Source organism: Bacteroidales bacterium (genome assembly GCA_021157585.1).
GTDB lineage: Bacteria > Bacteroidota > Bacteroidia > Bacteroidales > UBA12170 > UBA12170.
Genome location: JAGGWH010000126.1, coordinates 1 through 19,314 on the forward strand (window position 1 = coordinate 1; position 19,314 = coordinate 19,314).

Genomic DNA, 19,314 nt, shown 5'->3' on the forward strand with positions numbered 1-19,314 from the left:
TCGCCTGCTTTGGCATCTAATCCAATAGGAACAATTAGTGTTTCATACTCTTCTGGTAATGCCTGAAGCATAAAATTAATGCCTTCATAATCTTCTACTAAACGAGAATAAAGAGCAAAATCTGGATTACTACCAAATAAACCGGCATCATAACCAATATCAAGACCTTTATTCATATCGCTACGATATAAAATACTTGTATTTGTTTCTGCATTGCTTGTTTCTGCATTTAGCATAATACTTGCCCAAGTACTTTCTTCGGCTGATTTAAAAGCAACTGCCGTTTGATGTTTTTGCATTGTGGTAGTCATTGAAAAAGTTGCTCCATCACTAGCAGCTCTGACAAAAAATCCTTGTCCTGCTTGCAAATAGTCTTGACTTAACGTTACCGCCGGACTTCCGCCTGTGTGATTCAAAATCAAATAACTTGTAGATGTTTCGTCCCAAACATATAAGGCGGTATAACTTGGATCTAAAACGGATTCATTTATCGTTAATAAGTTATTGCTTGCATCTGCAGTTGTATTAGCTGCAATAGCACTTGTAAATGGATTACTCAATAAATTCCAGCCATTTCCATTTGCACCATAAGTTAACGTAATATCAACAGTACTAGTATTAGGAGTTCCTGTTAATAAAACACTTCCACTAGCACTAAGTTTAATCGCATAGCCTTGTCCTAAAGAAAATTGTGTGGTTGTAGCTGATGTATAATCATTCTCCCAATTATCTTCGCCTTCATTATAAGCTTTCATTCCAGTAACAGTAGGATTATTTGATAAAAATGTACCTATACCTTGTCCAGTAAATGGGGAGCCCAATAGATGCCATTTATTTAATGTATTATCACCAGTCATATAACGATTATAAGTTACCGCAGTTGCAGAACCAGAATAATTACCACCAATTATTAATGAGCCACTATTGTCGGTTAATGATGCAATTGTTAACGTACCATCGTCTGTTAATGTGAGGTCATTACAACTTGCCGAAGTTGTATTAGAAATTATGGGATATAATCCTGGCCCAACTGTCGGAATGGAAACATTATGAACAGGTGTTGGAATTGTATTTGGAGTCCAATTAATATCCGTATTCCAGTCAGTTCCATTTCCGTTCCAAGTCAGAGTCGTCATTGTTGGCGCAACACCAAAATCATCAAGACTATTATCTGAAGTAGTAACAATAAAACGCTCACTTGGATCTGTCCATCCATCCGTATCTCCTGTTCCAATTCCAGATATTAATGATATATTTTGATTATTTGTTTGAACTCCATTTCCAGTCCATGCTGAACCTGGATCGGAATTAGGTGTACCAAAAACATCAGTAATAACACCATCTAAATAAAGAACCAGAGCATCGTCACCATTAAAAGTGAAGGATTTAGAATAAAATGTGCTTCCGTTTCCTTCAACAAAGTCCTTAAAACCAGTACCAGTACCCGAAACATCTGCATCAGTACCAATTACAATAACATCACCCGCTGCAAAAGTGCCTGAACTAAGTGTGAAATCCTCAGATGGATCACCACCATTCGTGCCTTTATAAACAGAAAGGTTTGTTTTACTAAAGTCAATTGTATGACCCGAAACATTCCAAACCTCAATTCCTTTTGGTGTTGTACCTGAACTAGTTTCAATATATTGACTTATAATAACCTGCCCCACAGCCCATCCCGAGCTAAAAAGCATTATTAGGCCAATAGCAATTAACCTAAAAAAAAGTAAAGTTTTTTTCATAGAAAGTAAATTTTATATGTTAAAAAATATTTTAATTTGACGTTTAGTAATTTTTCGTATGTGCAATTTAATACAAAATATTGAAAATCAAAATATTTTGTTAATAAGTTGGTATTAAGAATTATTATTGTAGATAAAAAGAATTTTAGAAGAAAGGTTTTGGAATATATTAAACAAAAAAAGCTCCGAAATATTTCTTTAATCAGCAACAAATAAGTTATGGAGGTTTATTAAAGTTAAAATTATTTGCCGGATAATAATGATTTTAAATTTTTCGCGAGAATTAACTTTCAATTTGTATTTTTGTATAAAAACAAACACCATATGAACATTCATTATATTTCCAATAGAAAATTAGATATTGCCACTCTTAAAACCATTCTTCATGAGAATTATCAGTTAGCACTTTCAAAGGAAGCAAAAGAAAAGATTGTTATTTGTCGTAATTATCTTGATGATAAAATATCTAAAAGCGATGAGCCCATTTATGGTATTAATACCGGTTTTGGCTCTTTATATGACAGATCTATTTCTAAAAAGGATTTAAGCACTTTACAGAAAAATCTTGTTATGTCGCATGCCTGCGGAACAGGTGAAGAAGTACCTTTAGATGTGGTTAAGCTAATGATTTTTTTAAAAATTCAATCTTTATCTTACGGTAATTCGGGAGCACAATTATCAACTGTTGAGCGTTTAATAGATTATTACAATAATGATGTTTTGCCTCAAATATTCCAATTAGGCAGTCTTGGTGCCAGTGGCGATTTGGCTCCACTTGCTCATTTATCTTTACCTTTAATAGGTATGGGAAAAGTTTATTTTGAAGGTGAACTTAAGGATGCCGAAGAAATAAATAAAAAATTCGGATGGAAGCCTATTACATTACAATCTAAAGAAGGTTTAGCTTTATTAAACGGAACTCAGTTTATGGCGGCTTATGGAGTTTATCTTTTAATTGAAGCAAAAAAATATAGTTTTTTAGCCGATTTTATCGGAGCTATTTCCATAGATGCTTATGATGGCCGTATTGAGGCTTTTCATCCAAAAGTTCAGGAAATCAGGCCACATAAAGGGCAGATAGACACTGCCAAAAATATCAGAGAAATTCTTGAGGGAAGTGAGATAATTAATCAGCCTAAAACCCACGTTCAAGATCCTTATTCTTTCAGATGTATTCCGCAAGTTCATGGTGCTACAAAAGATGCTTTAGACTACGTTCAAAAGGTATTTGAAACAGAAATAAACTCTGCTACCGATAACCCTAATATTTTTCCTGATGATGATTTAATAATCTCAGGAGGAAATTTCCATGGACAGCCTTTAGCAATAGCTTTAGATGTTTTAAGTATCGCTCTTGCCGAATTAGGGAATATTTCGGAACGTAGAGTTTTTCGTTTGATTTCAGGCAAAAGAGGTCTTCCTTCGTTTCTGGTTAAAGAACCCGGCTTAAACAGTGGATTTATGATTCCTCAATATACAGCAGCTTCAATTGTTAGTCAGAATAAGCAACTCTCTGTTCCTGCTTCTACAGATAGCATTATCTCGTCGCAAGGACAAGAAGACCACGTTAGTATGGGTGCTAATGCCGCAACCAAAGCGTATAGGGTGATGGAGAATATAAAACGGATAATTGCCATTGAGTTATTTAATGGTGCACAAGCGCTTGACTTTCGACGTCCTTTAAAATCCTCAGTAGTTATTGAAGATTTTGTGGCTGCATTTAGGCGAACGGTATCTTTTGTAAAAAAGGATAAGCTTATGCATAACGAAATACAAAAAAGCATTGCTTTTCTTGAAAGTTTGGATGTAGAAGACGAAGATTAGCGAAATAAATTTCGTGCTAAGACTTTTTGTCTTTTAGTTTAAGCTAATCGATAGAAATACCTATCACCAAAACATCATCCAATTGTTCATGTTCTCCGCGCCAATCAAGTAAAGCAGCATGTAGATGTTTGCGTTTTTCTTCTTGGTTTTCTATCAGGCAATTGTCGGACAATAAGGCTTTAAACTTTTTATAATTGAGTTTCTTTCCTTTTGGACCGCCAAACTGATCGGGATAGCCGTCTGTAAAAATAAAAATCTTATCGCCTTGCTGTAATTGGATTTCATGATTGGTAAATTTTTCCTTATCGCGAGCATGAATACCAATAGGCATACGATTACCTTTTTGCTCAATCAGTTCGTTATTTCGGAAAATATAAAGAGGATTATAAGCACCGGAGAATTGTATTACATTTGTTTCTGTATCTAATACTATCAAGGCTATATCCATACCATCTTTCTGCGTATCCTTATCATCCGATTGATGTAGCGATTTAATTACATTTTCGCGAAGACGTTCGAGTATGGTTCCGGCTAAATATTTTTTCATTTGTCCGGTAATCTCATTCAAGAAAGCAATTCCTAACATGCTCATAAATGCTCCGGGAACACCATGTCCGGTACAATCGGCAGCAGCAATAATTAAATGCTTACCTTTTTTAGAATACCAATAAAAATCGCCACTAACAATATCTTTTGGCATATACAGAATAAAACATTCAGGAAAAATCTTATACAACTCTGTTTCGGGACGCATAGTTGCGTGTTGAATACGGCGCGCATAATTAATACTGTCGGTAATATGTTTGTTTTTCTCAGCGAGAAGTTCGTTTTTTTGCGAAATTTCTACAGTACGTTCGGCAACTTTATTCTCTAATATTTCCTTTTCTTTTTGCAGTTTATAAATACGATAGCGAACAAAACTTATAGTAGATACAACTATAATAAATGTTACTAAACTGATAAACCACCAAGTTAACCAAAATGGAGGTTTTACTCTGAAAGAATAAGTTGCAGCTTGTTCAGTCCAAATGTTATTATTGTTTTTTGCTCTAACTTTAAATGTATAGTTTTTTGCTGATAAGTTAGAAAAAGAAATATTTTCTTGTTTTGTAATAGGGCGCCAATCGGCATCCAAACCTTCAAGCTTAACTTGATATTCTATAGCACTTTCGTCACTTAATGAAATGGCATGATAGTTAAATAAGAAAGAATTCTGATTATAAGGAAATACTTCATCCTGAACAATCTGATGGTCTTTCAAATTTACTTTAAGGTTGGTGATATGAATAAATGGTTCCTTATCAAAGGTGATGCTTTCATCTTCATTAAAAATCATTAGTCCATCGGTAGCTCCAAACAGAACTTGATGATCAAGCATCTCCAATACTGCTCCTATTTTTGTTTCTATTCCGGTAAAGCCTAGTCTTTCGGTATAGTGGCTTATTAAGCCTGTTTTAAGATTGTATTTGTTTAGTCCGTTGCTACTTCCAATATAAAGATTGTTATTATCATCAAAACGCAAAAGAGTAACATAGTCGGAAAGTAATCCGCTACTTTTATCCAGTACTTTTATTAAAGTATCTGTCTCAAATTTATAAACGCCATTATAACTTCCTACCCAAATTTCTCCGCTTGGAGATTCTCCATAACATATAGGAGTTATCCCATTTGTTTTAACATAATGTCCAATAATATTATTTTCAATAAAAGATATTCCTCTACCACGAATCCCTACCCACAACTTTTCTTTTGAGTCTAAGAATAAAGACGAGATATCATTTCCTCCCAAATTATTAGTCTGAGATAAACGCCAAGTTTTTCGAGAATCAATTTCGTAATTAATTAATCCATCAACCGTTCCTATGTAGAGATTATTGTTTTTTGTAACAACCATTCCCGAAATAAGTTTAGCTTGACGAGGTAAATTAGAATTTAAAAAGGGATCGAAAATAAAAGCTTCTTTTTTTATGTCAAATTTTTGAATACCGGTAGTAGCAAATCCTATCCAAAGATTTCCTTGTGCATCACTTGTAATATTTCTGATTTTATCTTCTAGTATGTTGCTATTCTTTTTATTATATATTTTATCAACTTTGATATTTTTCTTATCTAAAACATTAACTAAAGCAATCCCTAAATTAGTTCCTAACCAAAGCTGATTGTCTTTACCTTTTTCAAGTGCCCAAACCTGATTATTGGGTAATCCGTTATCTTCTGTATAAGAGAGAAACTGTGCTCCTTTAAAAATACTAAAACCATTTTCGTGTGTGGCAATTAAAATATTTCCTTCAGCATCTTCTATTATTTTTCTGATGTTCAAGCCTTGGAGTCCGTTGGAAAGAGTGTAATTATGTGTAATTTTTTCTCCATCGAGTACACTTATTCCTCCTCCCCAAGTACCTGCCCAAATATTACCTTTTGAATCTTGAAATAAAGTACTTACAAAATTTTTTGCTAAGCCGTCACGATAGTCAAAAAACGTAAACTCATCTTTTTTAAAATCATATTTGTATAGACCACCATTGTATTTTCCTATCCATAAATTCCCTTGGCGATCTTGTAAAATCGATGCTGTTAAAAAAAATGAAGGGAAATTTTTAGGTCTAAAAAATTGAAAATTAATGCTATCGGCAGTTTGATATTTTAAATCTACATTAGTAGCGAAAAATATATCCCCATTGTTTAAACATATTGTTTTGTATATTTCATCGCTAAGACCTTCTTTACCTGTAAACCGTTGAATTTTTTGTTCCGGTTTCAGAGGGTTTGTAATATAAAATGCTCCGGCACCAACTGTAGATACAATAATACTTTTTTCGGCATTTTCAATAAAATCGGTTATTTCCCCTTTTGGATTAATAGAGTCATTAATTATTTGGGTAAAGTCATTATCTTGTTTTACATAAACATTTCCGCTTTCAAATCCAATCCATAAGTTATCATTGGAATCTATAAATAATGCTCTAACACTTGTCTCGGGCAAACCATAATCTTTTCCGATAGATGTAAAATCAGTGCCGTCGAATTTGCTTAATCCACTAGGTGTTGCAATCCATACAAAACCGCCACTATCTTGTAAAATACTGTAAACCTTTGAATTGGGAAGCCCTTGCTGAACACTATAATTTTCAAAATAGTATGTTTGAGCATTAAGAGTTAAGGGCAGACTAGCTACAACTAAAAAAACCAGCTTTAGATAATTATTCCAAAGCCGGTTTCTAAAACGACTATTCATCTTGAATGAGTTTTATTTTTCTTCTATTTTAGTTTCTTCCACGGTTGCCGCAGGCGCAGGTATAATTTCGGCTTGTTTTTTAATAAAGAAAAAAGTACCGTTTTCATCAGCAAAGCCTGCAATTTTTCCAAACTGTGGTTTTTGTTGACTTTCATTTACCACGGCATCCGTCACTTTTAATACAACAGCTTCAATGGGAACACATTGTTCAGAATCGTTTATTAATGTGTTGGCAAATGTTTTGGTAAATTGCGAATTATCCGAAGCTAACTCATATCCTGCAGAAGAAAATACTTGAGAGGATTTGTATTTTGTTGCTGACTCATCGGCACAACTTCTGATTTCTATATCTGCTCGCATAGCTTGATAAAAAGATGGTCCGGACTCACAAGCGTCTGTAATTACAAGTGTATGAGTAATATCTTTAGCATACACCTGCATGCTGGCTTTTAAATTATTGATATTGAAATAGCTGAATTCATCGTTACGATCTGCATCTACAGGAATCCAATAACCAACATCATTTAAAAATTTACCATGACCGGCATACCAAATAACTAAGGAATTAACATGATTACGTTTTACTAAATCACGTAATTCAATAGAGAAAAATTTATCCATTTGAGCCTTGGTCATATTTTCTTTATGAATAATATTATGCACTTGATAATTGGAAAGGGCAGATTTCATTAATCGAATATCTTTTACGGGACCTTCCAAAGAAGCAAAAGATTCGTAGCTTGAGTTTTCTATAAATACTACCCAAGTCTTTCCCATAGGATTGTTTTCAGAAAGCAATGCGCTTTCACGATTCAGATAATATTCGCGTGTTAAAGTATTATCGTAAATATCGGTAACTTTAACAGTAATTTTAGACTGACCGCTAATATCTATTGATGTTGAAAAACCGGGATTCTTTTCGTTTCTGTTAAATGGAATAATTGCTCCATTAAAAGTAATCGACTTAATTAAACTTTCGTCTTTTACATCACCTTCAAACAATACGACCGGTAAATCGTTCTCTAATAAAACCTGATTATTTTCATCAGTAAAAGGAAAAACAAAAGATATATCTGGAGGTGTATTTTCAACGCGTTTAATACTGTATTTAGTTGTTGCAACATTGCCATAGGCATCTTCGGCAGTAACACTAAACTCATTACGATTAGTTAAATCTAATTTAGCAAAATACTCATAATTCCCATTATTGTTCAGTGGGACAACGTATTTACCATCGGGAGTATATTGATCGATAATCTCTCCGCCATTGATACTTATATCTTCAATGTCACTTTCTTCTTGAACAACAATTTTTATATCCGCTTCTTTCTGATCAAAAGTAACACGAATTTCATCGTTTTTAAAATTATCGTTGACTATGGCAATTACCGGTTTGTTATTTTCTCTTTTTAATTCAAATAATCTGGATTTAGAATCATTTAAAAATTCAGGATTTATCTCTTTAACATTAGCAAGACTTATAATTTTCGAGTAATCTAAAATAGCTGCGTCTTTTCTTGCTATTACATCATAAGCTTTAGCTCTTTTATACAAAGCGTAAACATTTTCAGGGTCTTGATTTATCACGTTAGAATAATCAGCAATAGCGTTCATATGCTGACTGAAATCTACATACATATCGGCACGATAATTAATTAAATCTAAAATATCATCATCGGTTTTATAAAGAAAAATTACTTTAGACAAATCATTAATAGCCTGAGAAAGGTCTAATTTCTTTTGATAAGAATAGACACGTGTTAGAAATGCTTGTTTATGATTTTTCGACAAAGCCATAGTCCTGTTGGCTTCTTGAATGGCTTCGTCGTATCTTTCCTGTTCATATAGTGCTTTTGCCAAATAATTATGAGCGGCTATATGGTTTGGATTTTTCTCTATAGTTGAGCGAAAGGAAGCTTCTGCAGCCTTATAGTTTTTTAGAATAAATTCTAAATCACCTATTTTATAGTAAGTTTCAGGAAGATCGTCTACATCGAGTGAAAGTTTAGCATAATGTAAAGCTTTTTTCCACTCCTTAATTGAATAGAGGGCTTTTATTTGTTTTGAATATATGAGCAAATCTTTCTTTTCAAAATTTAGATATTGGGCATACTTTTCAGCAGCTTTTTCGTAATTTTTTAAGTCGAAATTTAAATTACCGTTACTTAACCAAGCATCAACATTTTCTCGATCAAGTTTATTTACTGCATCATAATCTTCAATGGCTTTTTCCGGCTGATTGGTTTTACTATATGCTTGAGCACGATAAAAATATGCTTTAATATAGTTTTTATCTAACTCTATAGCTTTGGTAAAACCCTCTATAGATGGGACGAACAAGCCTTTTTTAAAGTTCTTTGAGCCTGCTTTATAATGATCTTTGGCTTTTTCTTGAGCTTGTATAGCGATTGTGCTTATAAACAAGCTAATAATTAAAAGAATCGTTTTTAGTTTCATGGCATTTTATTTTTAGGGGATAATTCCATACAATTTAGCTAACAAAGTTAAAGAAAAAAGTGTGCAATACCAAGTATTTAGAATGATTTTTATATCTTACTTTTGATACAAGGTTTTTGTATCTTACGAAATAATATACAACATAAGTCAAAATATTCGTTATACTCTTATGTTTTTTGTTATTTTACTACGGAAATATTGGAAAAATGAAAATAAAAATACTGTTGGCTTTCTTAGTTTTAAGTTTATTTCTTGTTGATTGTCAGAAAGATGCATACACCCCACTGCCTTATGTAGAAGTAAATATTCAGATTTTTCCTAACTCCACTCAATATTTAGATTTGAATGCTGTTGGCGGATTTATTTATTTAACAGCGAATTATCCCAGTCGAGGAATAATTGTATATCGTGTTGGAGCTGCTGATTTTGTAGCCTTTGAGCGTACTTGTCCACACGATCCTGATGAATGCTGTACCGGTAATGTTTGTTCTCGCTTAGTTGTTGAGGATAATAGATTATATATATCCGATCCTTGTTGCGGCTCGGTATATTTAATCCTTGACGGTAGTAATGTGAGTGGACCTTCGCAATACCCTTTGAAACAGTATCATACATCTTATGACGGAACCGTATTACGTATTTTCAATTAAATTTTAATACTTCCCAAAAAGCCAAAGTAAGGCGAGTTATCATCGATTAAATATACCGATCTTAAACCTATTTCGAAAGGAATAAAGGAACGTAAAAAATGAACATCAAAAAGTAAATCATTTCCTATTGAGCGGTAAACATCTTTATTGCCACTTATACTTTTTACTTCATCATAAAAAACAGCAAGTGTAATTCGTTTTATGTACAATAAGGAGCTTAAATTAAAGTCAGGATAAATTAATGGTAATTTATAATCTACCTTATAGCTGAATACGTTTTCAAAATTTAATCCGTTATAACCTCTCGCAAATGCAATTTGATCGTTATAAAAATAAGCATCACCAAAACGTTTTTGATAAGCAAAATAAAAGCGCAACCCTTGATGTTTAATAATTCCCGGAAAATAAAACAGAGAGCTGAATGCAAATAAATCACCACTTTCGTCAAAGGGAGTTTGTCGGTATAAAAAAGAGAATGACTGTCCCCATTTTGGGTAAACCGATTGTTTTGGCGATAGTTGATAATTAGAAAAAGAAAGGGAATAATCCAGTACTTTATAATTACTCTGTTGAAAATCTATTCCTGTATTTAATACATCCAACTGCTTGTATTCAAAATTTATTCGTGGCTGAATACGCTGATACCAATTGCCTGAAGTAAAAAATAAAGGAATGTAAATGCCATATTTGAAATTAGTTTCGTTATATCCTAACACAAAAGAGCTGTCTCTTTCTGCATCATAAACATTCCTTTCGCGATAGCCATATTCTCCGCTTAAACTCACAGCGGTATACCATCCTAAATATGTTGCATCAGCAAAATAAGTACCTTCTCTATTGTTTAAATCATATTTGTATCCCAAACTCAAAAAAAATGTGGAAAGCTTGTTTTGTGAATTTACCGAGATACCGGGACTAAAGCCATAAGTATCCATCGACATAGTAAAAGGACCCCAGCTATGCGGATTAATTAAATGTCCTAATTTGCTGTATTTTTTGATTTCATATTTTTCTTGAGGGATGTTATCACTTGTGAAAACAGTGTCTTCTTGTTGGTGTAGAATTTCTGCTAAGGGATAATTGGTATTTTTTACTTCTGTAATCGGAATCCAACTTTCCGGTTTGAGTTCGGTTTTTGCTATTTGATTTCCATCAGAAGTGTATTCCGAATACAATAACTGTTGTTTCCATATTTGCGGAGAGTGGGCACCAAATGCAGAAGATGTAATTTGATAAATATTTTTTGTTGGTAAATGTAAAGCGTAGATATTGCTTATTCCCGAATATGCTCCTTGATATAAAACATAATCATTCCAATAAACAGCTTTTGTAATATCTATATCGCCAAAAGGCAATAAATACTTATAGTCGCCCGACAAAACATCAAATTCAATTATGCTTTTTCCTTGTTTATTTAGGCTTATTGCAATTATTTTTTTGCCGTCTTCCGACCAAGAGGGATAGCTGAAAAAATCGTTAGTTGGTGTTGTATAAATCCTTTCTTTTTGTCCGCCTGATAATTCAATAATAGCAAGTCTGTTTTGACTGTTAATAGTTGATTCTGAAACAACAATTTTTGTGGCATCATTATTTAATGCAGGGGCAAAATAGCGTTGCTTAGAACTTATAATATGTTTTTCTTTTGTCTTTAAAGAGTAGGTAAGTATTTTAGTAAATGATTGATAACTCCATCGAGGATCAAATTCATATTCCGCCCAACAAATTAATCCGTTTTTTGAAGACAGCGTTTCCGAAAGATACCAAGCCGGTCTTTGTATTTTTTTCTCTTCACCGTTTTCATTAATTAACACCAAGTACCCTATATCATCGTAGGCTTTTTTATAAGCAAGTATCTGATTATCAGAAATAGGTAATGGATTTATATAATTAATATATGATGTAGAATGTGTTAAGAATTGAAAATCTGTTTTCTTAATACTCCTGTCTTGTTTTGTCCAAATGGAATCTAAATCAGACAAAACAGAATAATAAAAATCTTTTTTATTAAAACCTGTTGTATTTTTAATTGCATTAGAAAAAGGAGTAATTGAAAACGGTTTCCGAGCAACATTATTCAAAGCATTATTCCATAATTCGATGCCGTATTTTGCTCTACCATATCCTACCAAATAATATCCAAGATGATAATGTGTTGTGGTAAAATTTTTAAATGATCCGTGAGCGGCTTTATCATAAGAATAAATACCTTTTTGCAAAAGTTGAGCTCGTAATTCCATTTCGAAAAATGGCTGACGACCTCTACCTGTTTTACTTAAGGCTGTTTCCGTAACAACAGCATCACCTTCTATAAACCACCAAGGAACAAATAAACCGTAAACTCCTACAGTAATTTGTTCTCCAAATATTGAGTATAAGATTTTTGTTATACCCTGATGCATTTTGTCTATTTGTACAACATGGCGATACTCATGAATAGCTAATTGTTGGAACCATTCTTGGGCATAAGATTCTTGTGGAGATTGAGTAAACATTTCTATTCTACGTGGTGCCCATCCAACCTCTCCATTACTTTCTACCGATCTATTATGTAATAATACCGATATTTTAGGTGGCTTATTCTGTAATGTTTTCCCGTCTAATGCTTGTGCGTATTCCAATACGTTAGTCACGTAATTTGCTTGGTTTTCAAAGCCTTCGGGAAATATTACCTGAAAATTTCTACTGTTGATTTGTTTCCACTTAATATTTCCGGGACTTTGTCCTCCTGCATAAAATTGTCCTTTTGCCGTATTGAGAAACAAACTCATAACAAAAATGTATAAGATAAATTTCCTAAATATTATAGTGTTTTTAAAAATCATAAATCATTTTCAATAATTCACGAAATTAGTAAAAATAGGAATAAACAAATTTTTATAAGACTATTGTCATATATTAAAATGTACTACCTTTGTACTTTCTTCGTTTAACTTAAAAAGTTGTTTTTTAAACTCCCAAAAACAAATAATTGAAACTCTTAATTAATGCAATATAGGGCTAAAAATCAGTTGAAAGATTATGATTAGATTATCCGTTATCATTATTAGCCTAAACGAAGAACGCAACATAAGGCGTTGTTTATTATCCGTAAAAGCACTAGCTGACGAAATTTTAATTTTAGATTCTTTTTCTACAGATAAGACAAAAAAAATTGCCGAAAGTTATGGTGCTACAGTAATTCAAAAACAGTTTGAAGGATACGTAGCTGCGCGGCGAGATGTTGAAAGTAGAGCCGCAAATGATTATATACTGGCTATTGATGCCGATGAGTCTTTGTCGGAAGAGCTTCATAAATCTATAGTAGAACTTAAGAAAAATTGGATAAAAGATGGTTATTATGTGGCTCGTAAAACCAATTATTGCGGAAGATGGATAAATCACAGTGGTTGGTATCCCGACAGGAAACTCAGACTTTACAAGCGAGGGAGTGGAGAATGGACAGGAAAGTATGTACACGAAAAATATATGTTATTTCCTGATAAAACAACCGGAATTTTAAAAGGAGATATGCTTCACTATTCCTATTATAAAGAAAAAGAGCATTGGGCGAGAGCTGACAAATATGCCAATTTAGCTGCTCAAGAACTTTTCGAAAATGGTAAAACAACTAGTGTTTTTCAAACATATTTTAAAGCTGTTGTAAAATTTATGCGCGATTACGTGAAAAATTTAGGCTTTTTAGATGGAAAAAAGGGTTATACCATTTGCAAAATAACAGCTTGGGGAACATATAAAAAATATGCAAAACTGTTAGAATTAAATAAAACCCGAAAGAATTCCTGATTTTTTACCACTTTTGCAAAAAAACATTTCTATGCTTACATTTATAGATTGGAACGTTGCGCCGGAAATATTTACTATTGGAGGTCATGAGATTCGTTGGTACGGACTTCTATTTGCCCTATCTTTCTTTTTTGGATATATGCTATTAGGGAAGTTTTTCAAGATGGCTAAATTGCCTGAAACCTTGTTGGATAAATTAGCAACTTATATGCTGATTGCCACCGTGCTTGGTGCTCGTTTAGGACATATTTTCTTTTATGAACCAAGCTATTACCTTGCCAACCCAATAAAGATGCTTTATATCTGGGAGGGCGGATTAGCAAGTCATGGCGGTGCTCTTGGTATTATTATAGCTTTAGGAATATTTGCTTATCGCGAAAAACTCAGCTTTTTTTGGCTTACCGATAGGGTTGTAATTGCCGTTGCTCTTGCATCATTTTTAATTCGTATTGGAAATTTGATGAATTCAGAAATATTTGGTCATGTTACCGATGTGCCTTGGGGATTTAAATTTTATCGCGCTTTTCCTCCGGGTACCGAGGTGCTTCCTCATCATCCTACTCAGCTTTACGAAGGCTTATCATATCTTCTTATTTTTGCTTATCTTATTTGGTATTTCTATAAAAAACAAGGAAAACCACCAGTTGCTTATATTACAGGAATTTTTATGATAGGGATTTGGGGCATGCGTTTTCTTATAGAGTTTGTAAAAGAAGATCAGGTTGCTTTTGAGTCGAATATGACATTGAATATGGGTCAATGGATGAGTATACCGTTTTTCTTATTCGGAGTCTATTTTATAATTTATAGCCGAAAAAACCGAAAATAATAAACCTTACATCTAACTCAAATTAACCTATACCAATAGCATTATCTTATTTTTTAAACGGTTCTCCTTTTGTGTGCAAAAAATATTTTGTCGATAAATACAATGCATGCATAATAATTTAGAGATATTTATTATATTTGGGGCTCCAAATAAAAAATAAAATTATGATATTACTTAATCCCAAAAATCGTAAACGTTTTTATCCGGATAAACGTTCCGAAGAAATAATGGCAAAAACCGTTGCTTTTTTTGAAAATAAAGGAAAAGCAAGTTTAAAAAAGGATGATCAAGAACGTACTTGGTATCAAGAATTTATAGATTTCCTTGCTAAGGAGCAAATATTTGCCGATTTGCTCACACCGGCTAAATATGGTGGGGAAAATGCCCGTTGGGATATGTGGCGTATTCAGGAATTTAACGAAATAATTGGGTTTTACGGATTAGCTTACTGGTATGTTTGGCAGGTTACTATTTTAGGTTTAGGTCCTATTTGGATGTCTGACAATGAAAAAGCAAAAGAAAAAGCCGCAAAATTATTACGTGGAGGTTCAATATTTGCTTTTGGCTTATCTGAGAGAGACCATGGTGCCGACGTATATTCTACCGAAATGCGTCTTAGTCCACAAAGTGACGGTAGTTATCTAGCTAATGGTTCTAAGTATTATATTGGGAATGCCAATAAAGCAGATATGGTTTCTACCTTTGGTAAACTTGATAATGGTGATTATGTATTTTTTGCAGCTAATTATCAAAGTTCAAAATACGATTTGGTAAAGAATACAGTAAATAGTCAAAATTATGTTGGCGAATATGCATTACACGACTATCCTGTTTCGGAAGATGACATTTTAGCTAAAGGACCCGTAGCTTGGGATAATGCATTAAATACCGTAAATGTTGGAAAATATAATCTTGGTTGGGCTTCAATAGGAATGAGTACTCATGCTTTTTACGAAGCCATAAATCATGCTGCAAAAAGAAGTCTTTACGGAATGTTTGTTACTGATTTTCCACATGTTAAGCGATTATTTACTGATGCTTATACTCGTTTGGTAGCAATGAAATTATATGCTTCACGTACAGCTGATTACATGCGTTCGGCTTCTTTAGAAGATCGTAGATATATGCTTTACGATCCAATTATGAAAATGAAAGTTACTACTCAAGGCGAAGAAGTAGTAAACTTATTATGGGATGTTATTGCGGCTAAAGGTTTTGAGAAAGATACTTTTTTTGAAATTGCCGCCAGAGATATTCGTGCTTTACCTAAATTGGAAGGTACTGTACATGTAAATATTGCTCTTATAATTAAATTTTTACAAAATTATCTCTTTGTACCAAAAGATTATCCTGAAATTCCACAGCGTAGTGATGCTGCCGATGATGAGTTTTTATTCAATCAAGGGCCAACACGCGGCTTAGGAAAAATACAATTTCACGATTATAATAAAGCACTTGATTTATATGATTTACCAAATATTAAAATCTTCCGTAATCAAGTGAATTTATTTAAAGAATCGTTGATGAATGCTCCTGCAACTCCGGAACAAACAAAGAATGTTGATGTAATGCTTACCATTGGCGAAATGTTTACTTTGGTTCCTTACGCTCAACTTATTTTGGAAAACGCGAAAATTATGAAGATTGATGAAGTTTTAGTTGACCAAATTTTTGATTTTATCGTTCGTGATTTTAGTAAGTTTGCTTTGGAGATGTACAATAAACCAAGCAGCACAGAGAAGCAAATGGAATATTGTATGCGCATGATTCAAAAACCAAATGTTGATACAGCAAGAGCAAAAACCATTTGGAAAGATTATGTTTATGCTAATGTGGATGCTTACGAAATGAACCCTTAATATTATATTAAGTTATTTGGTTTTACTTTAATCTGGTAGTATGAATGTTGGGGATTAATTAGAATATTTATATCATAAATATTTCTACAACAATTCCAGTCGGTAAGAATCCATTTTTATAAAGATAAAAAGTAAAATGGTAAAAGCCCAAAGAGAACTTCCTCCATAACTAAAAAACGGAAGCGGAATTCCTATAACCGGAGATAATCCGATAGTCATTCCAATATTCACCGCAAGGTGAAAAAACAGTATAGAGGCTACTCCATAACCATAAATCCTACTAAAAGCCGAGCGTTGCCTGTCTGCAACGTATAGAAGTCGGATGAAAAGTATTATAAACATAATTATAACCAAACTGCTACCTAAAAAGCCCCATTCTTCGCCTACGGTACAAAAAATAAAGTCGGTACTTTGTTCAGGAACAAATTTGTATTTTGTTTGTGTACCTTGTAAAAACCCTTTTCCACTGAGCCCTCCCGAGCCAATAGCAATAAGCGACTGATGAACATTATATCCGGCTCCGTGGAAATCGGTTTTTTTACCCAATAAAACTTCTATACGAGTTTTTTGGTGTTCTTGTAATATATTTTCAAAAGCATAATCAACAGAAAACACAAAGGCTACAATAATGGCGAATATGCTAAAAAGGGTAAATAAGTTTTTTCTTACTTTTTGGGTTATAAGAAATAGCACTATAGTAATAGCAGTAATAACACCTAATACTAAATATTTACCTGCCATGAGTGTAAATACAAACAGAATAACTATAACAAAGCCTAAAATCAAAAAGTTACCACTAAAACCTTCACGATATAAAACTAAAATAAAAGCCACATACACCAAGGCGGAACCCGTATCATTTTGAAGTAAAATTAAGCCTAATGGGATAATTAAAAGTGTTGCTGCAATAATTACATTTCTTGGTTTTTTTAAATTGATATTCAGCCCACTCAGGTAACGCGCTAAAGCCAAATTAGTTGCAACCTTAGCAAATTCTGCGGGTTGAAGAGAGAATCCACCAATATGTATCCACGATTTTGATCCTGCTATTTCTTTCCCGAAGAACAAAACAGCAACCAATAATAACATAGCCACTCCATATATTAAATAGGAAAAGGAGGTGAAAAATTTCATATCAATCATCATAATGATAAAAGCCAAGATGACGGATGTTGCTATCCATACAAGTTGCATTCCGTAACGTTGAGATCGATCAAATAAAGAAGGGTGTTCCGGATTATAAACGGCAGAATAGATACTAAAAAGACCCATAGAAACCAGTAGCAGATACATAATTACCAGCCACCAATCAATATTATGATATATGCTTTTCCTCTGTCTCATTAACGTGGAATCAAATCGGCATCTAAAATTCTTTTTTCTTTCTTTTTTCTCTTTATTTCACCGTAGAAATATTTTTCCATCATCAGGCTGGCTATTGGAGCAGCCCAAGTTCCTCCATAATCACCTGCATTTTCAACTACAACAGCAATAGCTATTTTAGGATTTTCTTTTGGAGCAAAAGCAATAAAAACACTATGATCTTTTCCGTGTGGATTTTGAACGGTACCCGTTTTTCCACATACAATAATGGAGTCGAGAGATGCTCGCCAAGCAGTACCTCCCACTTCAGCAACATGTTCCATTCCCTCAATTACCTTTTCAAAATGTTTTTTATCAACCGGAATATTATTCTTTATTTTTGCCGTTAGTGTATAATTATCGGGTTTATCAATGGCTCTCACTAAGTGTGGAGAGTAGTAAAATCCACGATTAGCAATAGCTGCTGTCATATTCGCCAGCTGAATAGGCGTAATTAATATTTCTCCTTGTCCGATAGATAAAGAACGTACTGTTAGGGCATTCCAGCGACCGCGATATAGCTTATCATAATATGCCGCTGTAGGTATATTTCCTCTGCTTTCGTACATTAAATCCGTATTAAATTTTTCGCCTAAGCCAAAGCTTTTTACAATAGCGTACCATTTTTCATAGGCTTTATGAGTATTTGAATATTTAGGGTTGTTTAGTATACTCTTAAAAACTTGCCAGAAAAATGGATTGCACGACTGTTGAATACCGTAAACTAAAGATAATGGTGTATCGTGATAGTGTGTACATTTTATTGGTGTAGATTCCGGTCCCTCGCAGCTAAATTTAGTTTGAGCCGTAATAGCATGCTCTTCTAATCCCACCAAAGCATTTATTAACTTAAAAGTAGAACCCGGAGGATAGCTGGCCATTAAGGCTCGATTATAAAGAGGTTTTAAACTGTCTTTAACTAAAAGATTAAAGTTTTTGCCCCGTTTACGGCCGACTAACATAGCCGGATTAAAAGAAGGACTTGATACTAAACTTAATATTTCGCCACTCGACGGTTCAATAGCTACAATACTTCCAATTTTATTTTGCATAAGGGTTTCGCCATATGCCTGAAGTTCTAAATCCAAACCCGTATATAGGTTTTCACCTTGTACCGCTAGAGTATCAAAACGGCCATCTTTATAACTTCCTTTTACTCTATTAAAAACATCAACCATTACATATTCTGAGCCTTTGCTGCCACGCAATACCCTTTCGTAATATTTTTCCAAACCGCTTTTTCCGATATAATCACCTGATTTATAATAACTGTCGCGTTTTAAATCTTTACGGCTTACTTCTCCAACATCACCTAAGTTTAATGCAGCTACAGAAAAAGGATAACGACGCAGAGTACGTTTTTGAACATAGAAGCCGGGGAAATCATAAAGAATTTCTTGCAGATAAGAAAATTCTTCTTTGGGCAATTGACCCATAAACAAAGAGGCTTTATATGGAGAATATTTTCTTGCTTTTGTATAATACTTTAAAAAATCTTTTTTTGAAATATTTAATAAATTACAAAATTGGTTAGTATCTATAGATTTTAACTGATTTGGTATAATCATTAAAT

Annotated in this window: 11 protein-coding genes; 5 read left to right on the forward strand and 6 right to left on the reverse strand. The window is 33.4% G+C overall.

Features of this window, described 5'->3' with window-relative positions; all coding sequences use genetic code 11:
- Positions 1 to 1,742: hypothetical protein (locus J7K39_08615; GenBank protein ID MCD6179953.1), on the reverse strand; the 1,742-nt coding region annotated here is incomplete at its 3' end.
- Positions 1,743 to 2,066: 324 nt separating this feature from the next.
- Between J7K39_08615 and hutH the strand changes: the two genes are divergently transcribed.
- Positions 2,067 to 3,566, forward strand: coding sequence for a histidine ammonia-lyase (gene hutH / locus J7K39_08620; protein MCD6179954.1), 1,500 nt, complete (start codon positions 2,067 to 2,069; stop codon positions 3,564 to 3,566).
- Positions 3,567 to 3,609: 43 nt separating this feature from the next.
- Here the strand turns inward: hutH and J7K39_08625 are convergent, their stop codons facing one another.
- Both J7K39_08625 and J7K39_08630 read right to left on the reverse strand, forming a co-directional pair.
- Positions 3,610 to 6,801 carry a SpoIIE family protein phosphatase gene (locus tag J7K39_08625; GenBank protein ID MCD6179955.1) on the reverse strand — a complete coding sequence of 1,064 codons (3,192 nt, stop codon included), beginning with the start codon at positions 6,799 to 6,801 and terminating at the stop codon, positions 3,610 to 3,612.
- A 12-nt stretch (positions 6,802 to 6,813) separates the two neighbouring features.
- A complete protein-coding gene (locus tag J7K39_08630; GenBank protein MCD6179956.1) occupies positions 6,814 to 9,258 on the reverse strand; it encodes a tetratricopeptide repeat protein in 2,445 nt (814 codons plus the stop codon).
- A 206-nt stretch (positions 9,259 to 9,464) separates the two neighbouring features.
- Between J7K39_08630 and J7K39_08635 the strand changes: the two genes are divergently transcribed.
- On the forward strand, positions 9,465 to 9,908 hold the full coding sequence (locus J7K39_08635) for a hypothetical protein (protein MCD6179957.1): 444 nt from the start codon (positions 9,465 to 9,467) through the stop codon (positions 9,906 to 9,908).
- Here the strand turns inward: J7K39_08635 and J7K39_08640 are convergent.
- Positions 9,905 to 12,676: a hypothetical protein gene (locus J7K39_08640; GenBank protein MCD6179958.1), complete on the reverse strand. Its 2,772-nt coding sequence runs from the start codon at positions 12,674 to 12,676 to the stop codon at positions 9,905 to 9,907. The two genes, J7K39_08635 and J7K39_08640, sit on opposite strands and share 4 nt — an antisense overlap.
- Positions 12,677 to 12,926: 250 nt before the next feature.
- Here J7K39_08640 and J7K39_08645 point away from each other — a divergent pair, with 250 nt between their 5' ends.
- From J7K39_08645 to J7K39_08655, 3 genes are all read left to right on the forward strand, one after another.
- Complete coding sequence (locus tag J7K39_08645) at positions 12,927 to 13,691, forward strand: glycosyltransferase family 2 protein (GenBank protein MCD6179959.1); 765 nt, start codon at positions 12,927 to 12,929, stop codon at positions 13,689 to 13,691.
- A gap of 31 nt (positions 13,692 to 13,722) precedes the next feature.
- Positions 13,723 to 14,520 carry a prolipoprotein diacylglyceryl transferase gene (gene lgt / locus J7K39_08650; protein MCD6179960.1) on the forward strand — a complete coding sequence of 266 codons (798 nt, stop codon included), beginning with the start codon at positions 13,723 to 13,725 and terminating at the stop codon, positions 14,518 to 14,520.
- Positions 14,521 to 14,684: 164 nt separating this feature from the next.
- Positions 14,685 to 16,379: an acyl-CoA dehydrogenase gene (locus J7K39_08655; GenBank protein ID MCD6179961.1), complete on the forward strand. Its 1,695-nt coding sequence runs from the start codon at positions 14,685 to 14,687 to the stop codon at positions 16,377 to 16,379.
- A gap of 84 nt (positions 16,380 to 16,463) precedes the next feature.
- On the opposite strand, the gene rodA is transcribed toward J7K39_08655, so the two are convergent.
- A complete protein-coding gene (rodA, locus tag J7K39_08660) occupies positions 16,464 to 17,723 on the reverse strand; it encodes a rod shape-determining protein RodA (protein MCD6179962.1) in 1,260 nt (419 codons plus the stop codon).
- On the reverse strand, positions 17,723 to 19,314 hold a 1,592-nt coding region (locus J7K39_08665), incomplete at its 5' end, for a penicillin-binding protein 2 (protein ID MCD6179963.1). The genes J7K39_08665 and rodA, both read right to left, overlap by 1 nt.

What these genes read in the sequence shown, in the direction of transcription:
- hutH (MCD6179954.1), top strand. Translation starts at nt 2,067, where the DNA reads ATGAACATTCATTATATTTCCAATAGAAAATTAGATATTGCCACTCTT.
- J7K39_08625 (MCD6179955.1), bottom strand. Translation starts at nt 6,801, where the DNA reads ATGAATAGTCGTTTTAGAAACCGGCTTTGGAATAATTATCTAAAGCTG.
- J7K39_08630 (MCD6179956.1), bottom strand. Translation starts at nt 9,258, where the DNA reads ATGAAACTAAAAACGATTCTTTTAATTATTAGCTTGTTTATAAGCACA.
- J7K39_08635 (MCD6179957.1), top strand. Translation starts at nt 9,465, where the DNA reads ATGAAAATAAAAATACTGTTGGCTTTCTTAGTTTTAAGTTTATTTCTT.
- J7K39_08640 (MCD6179958.1), bottom strand. Translation starts at nt 12,676, where the DNA reads ATGAGTTTGTTTCTCAATACGGCAAAAGGACAATTTTATGCAGGAGGA.
- J7K39_08645 (MCD6179959.1), top strand. Translation starts at nt 12,927, where the DNA reads ATGATTAGATTATCCGTTATCATTATTAGCCTAAACGAAGAACGCAAC.
- lgt (MCD6179960.1), top strand. Translation starts at nt 13,723, where the DNA reads ATGCTTACATTTATAGATTGGAACGTTGCGCCGGAAATATTTACTATT.
- J7K39_08655 (MCD6179961.1), top strand. Translation starts at nt 14,685, where the DNA reads ATGATATTACTTAATCCCAAAAATCGTAAACGTTTTTATCCGGATAAA.
- rodA (MCD6179962.1), bottom strand. Translation starts at nt 17,723, where the DNA reads ATGAGACAGAGGAAAAGCATATATCATAATATTGATTGGTGGCTGGTA.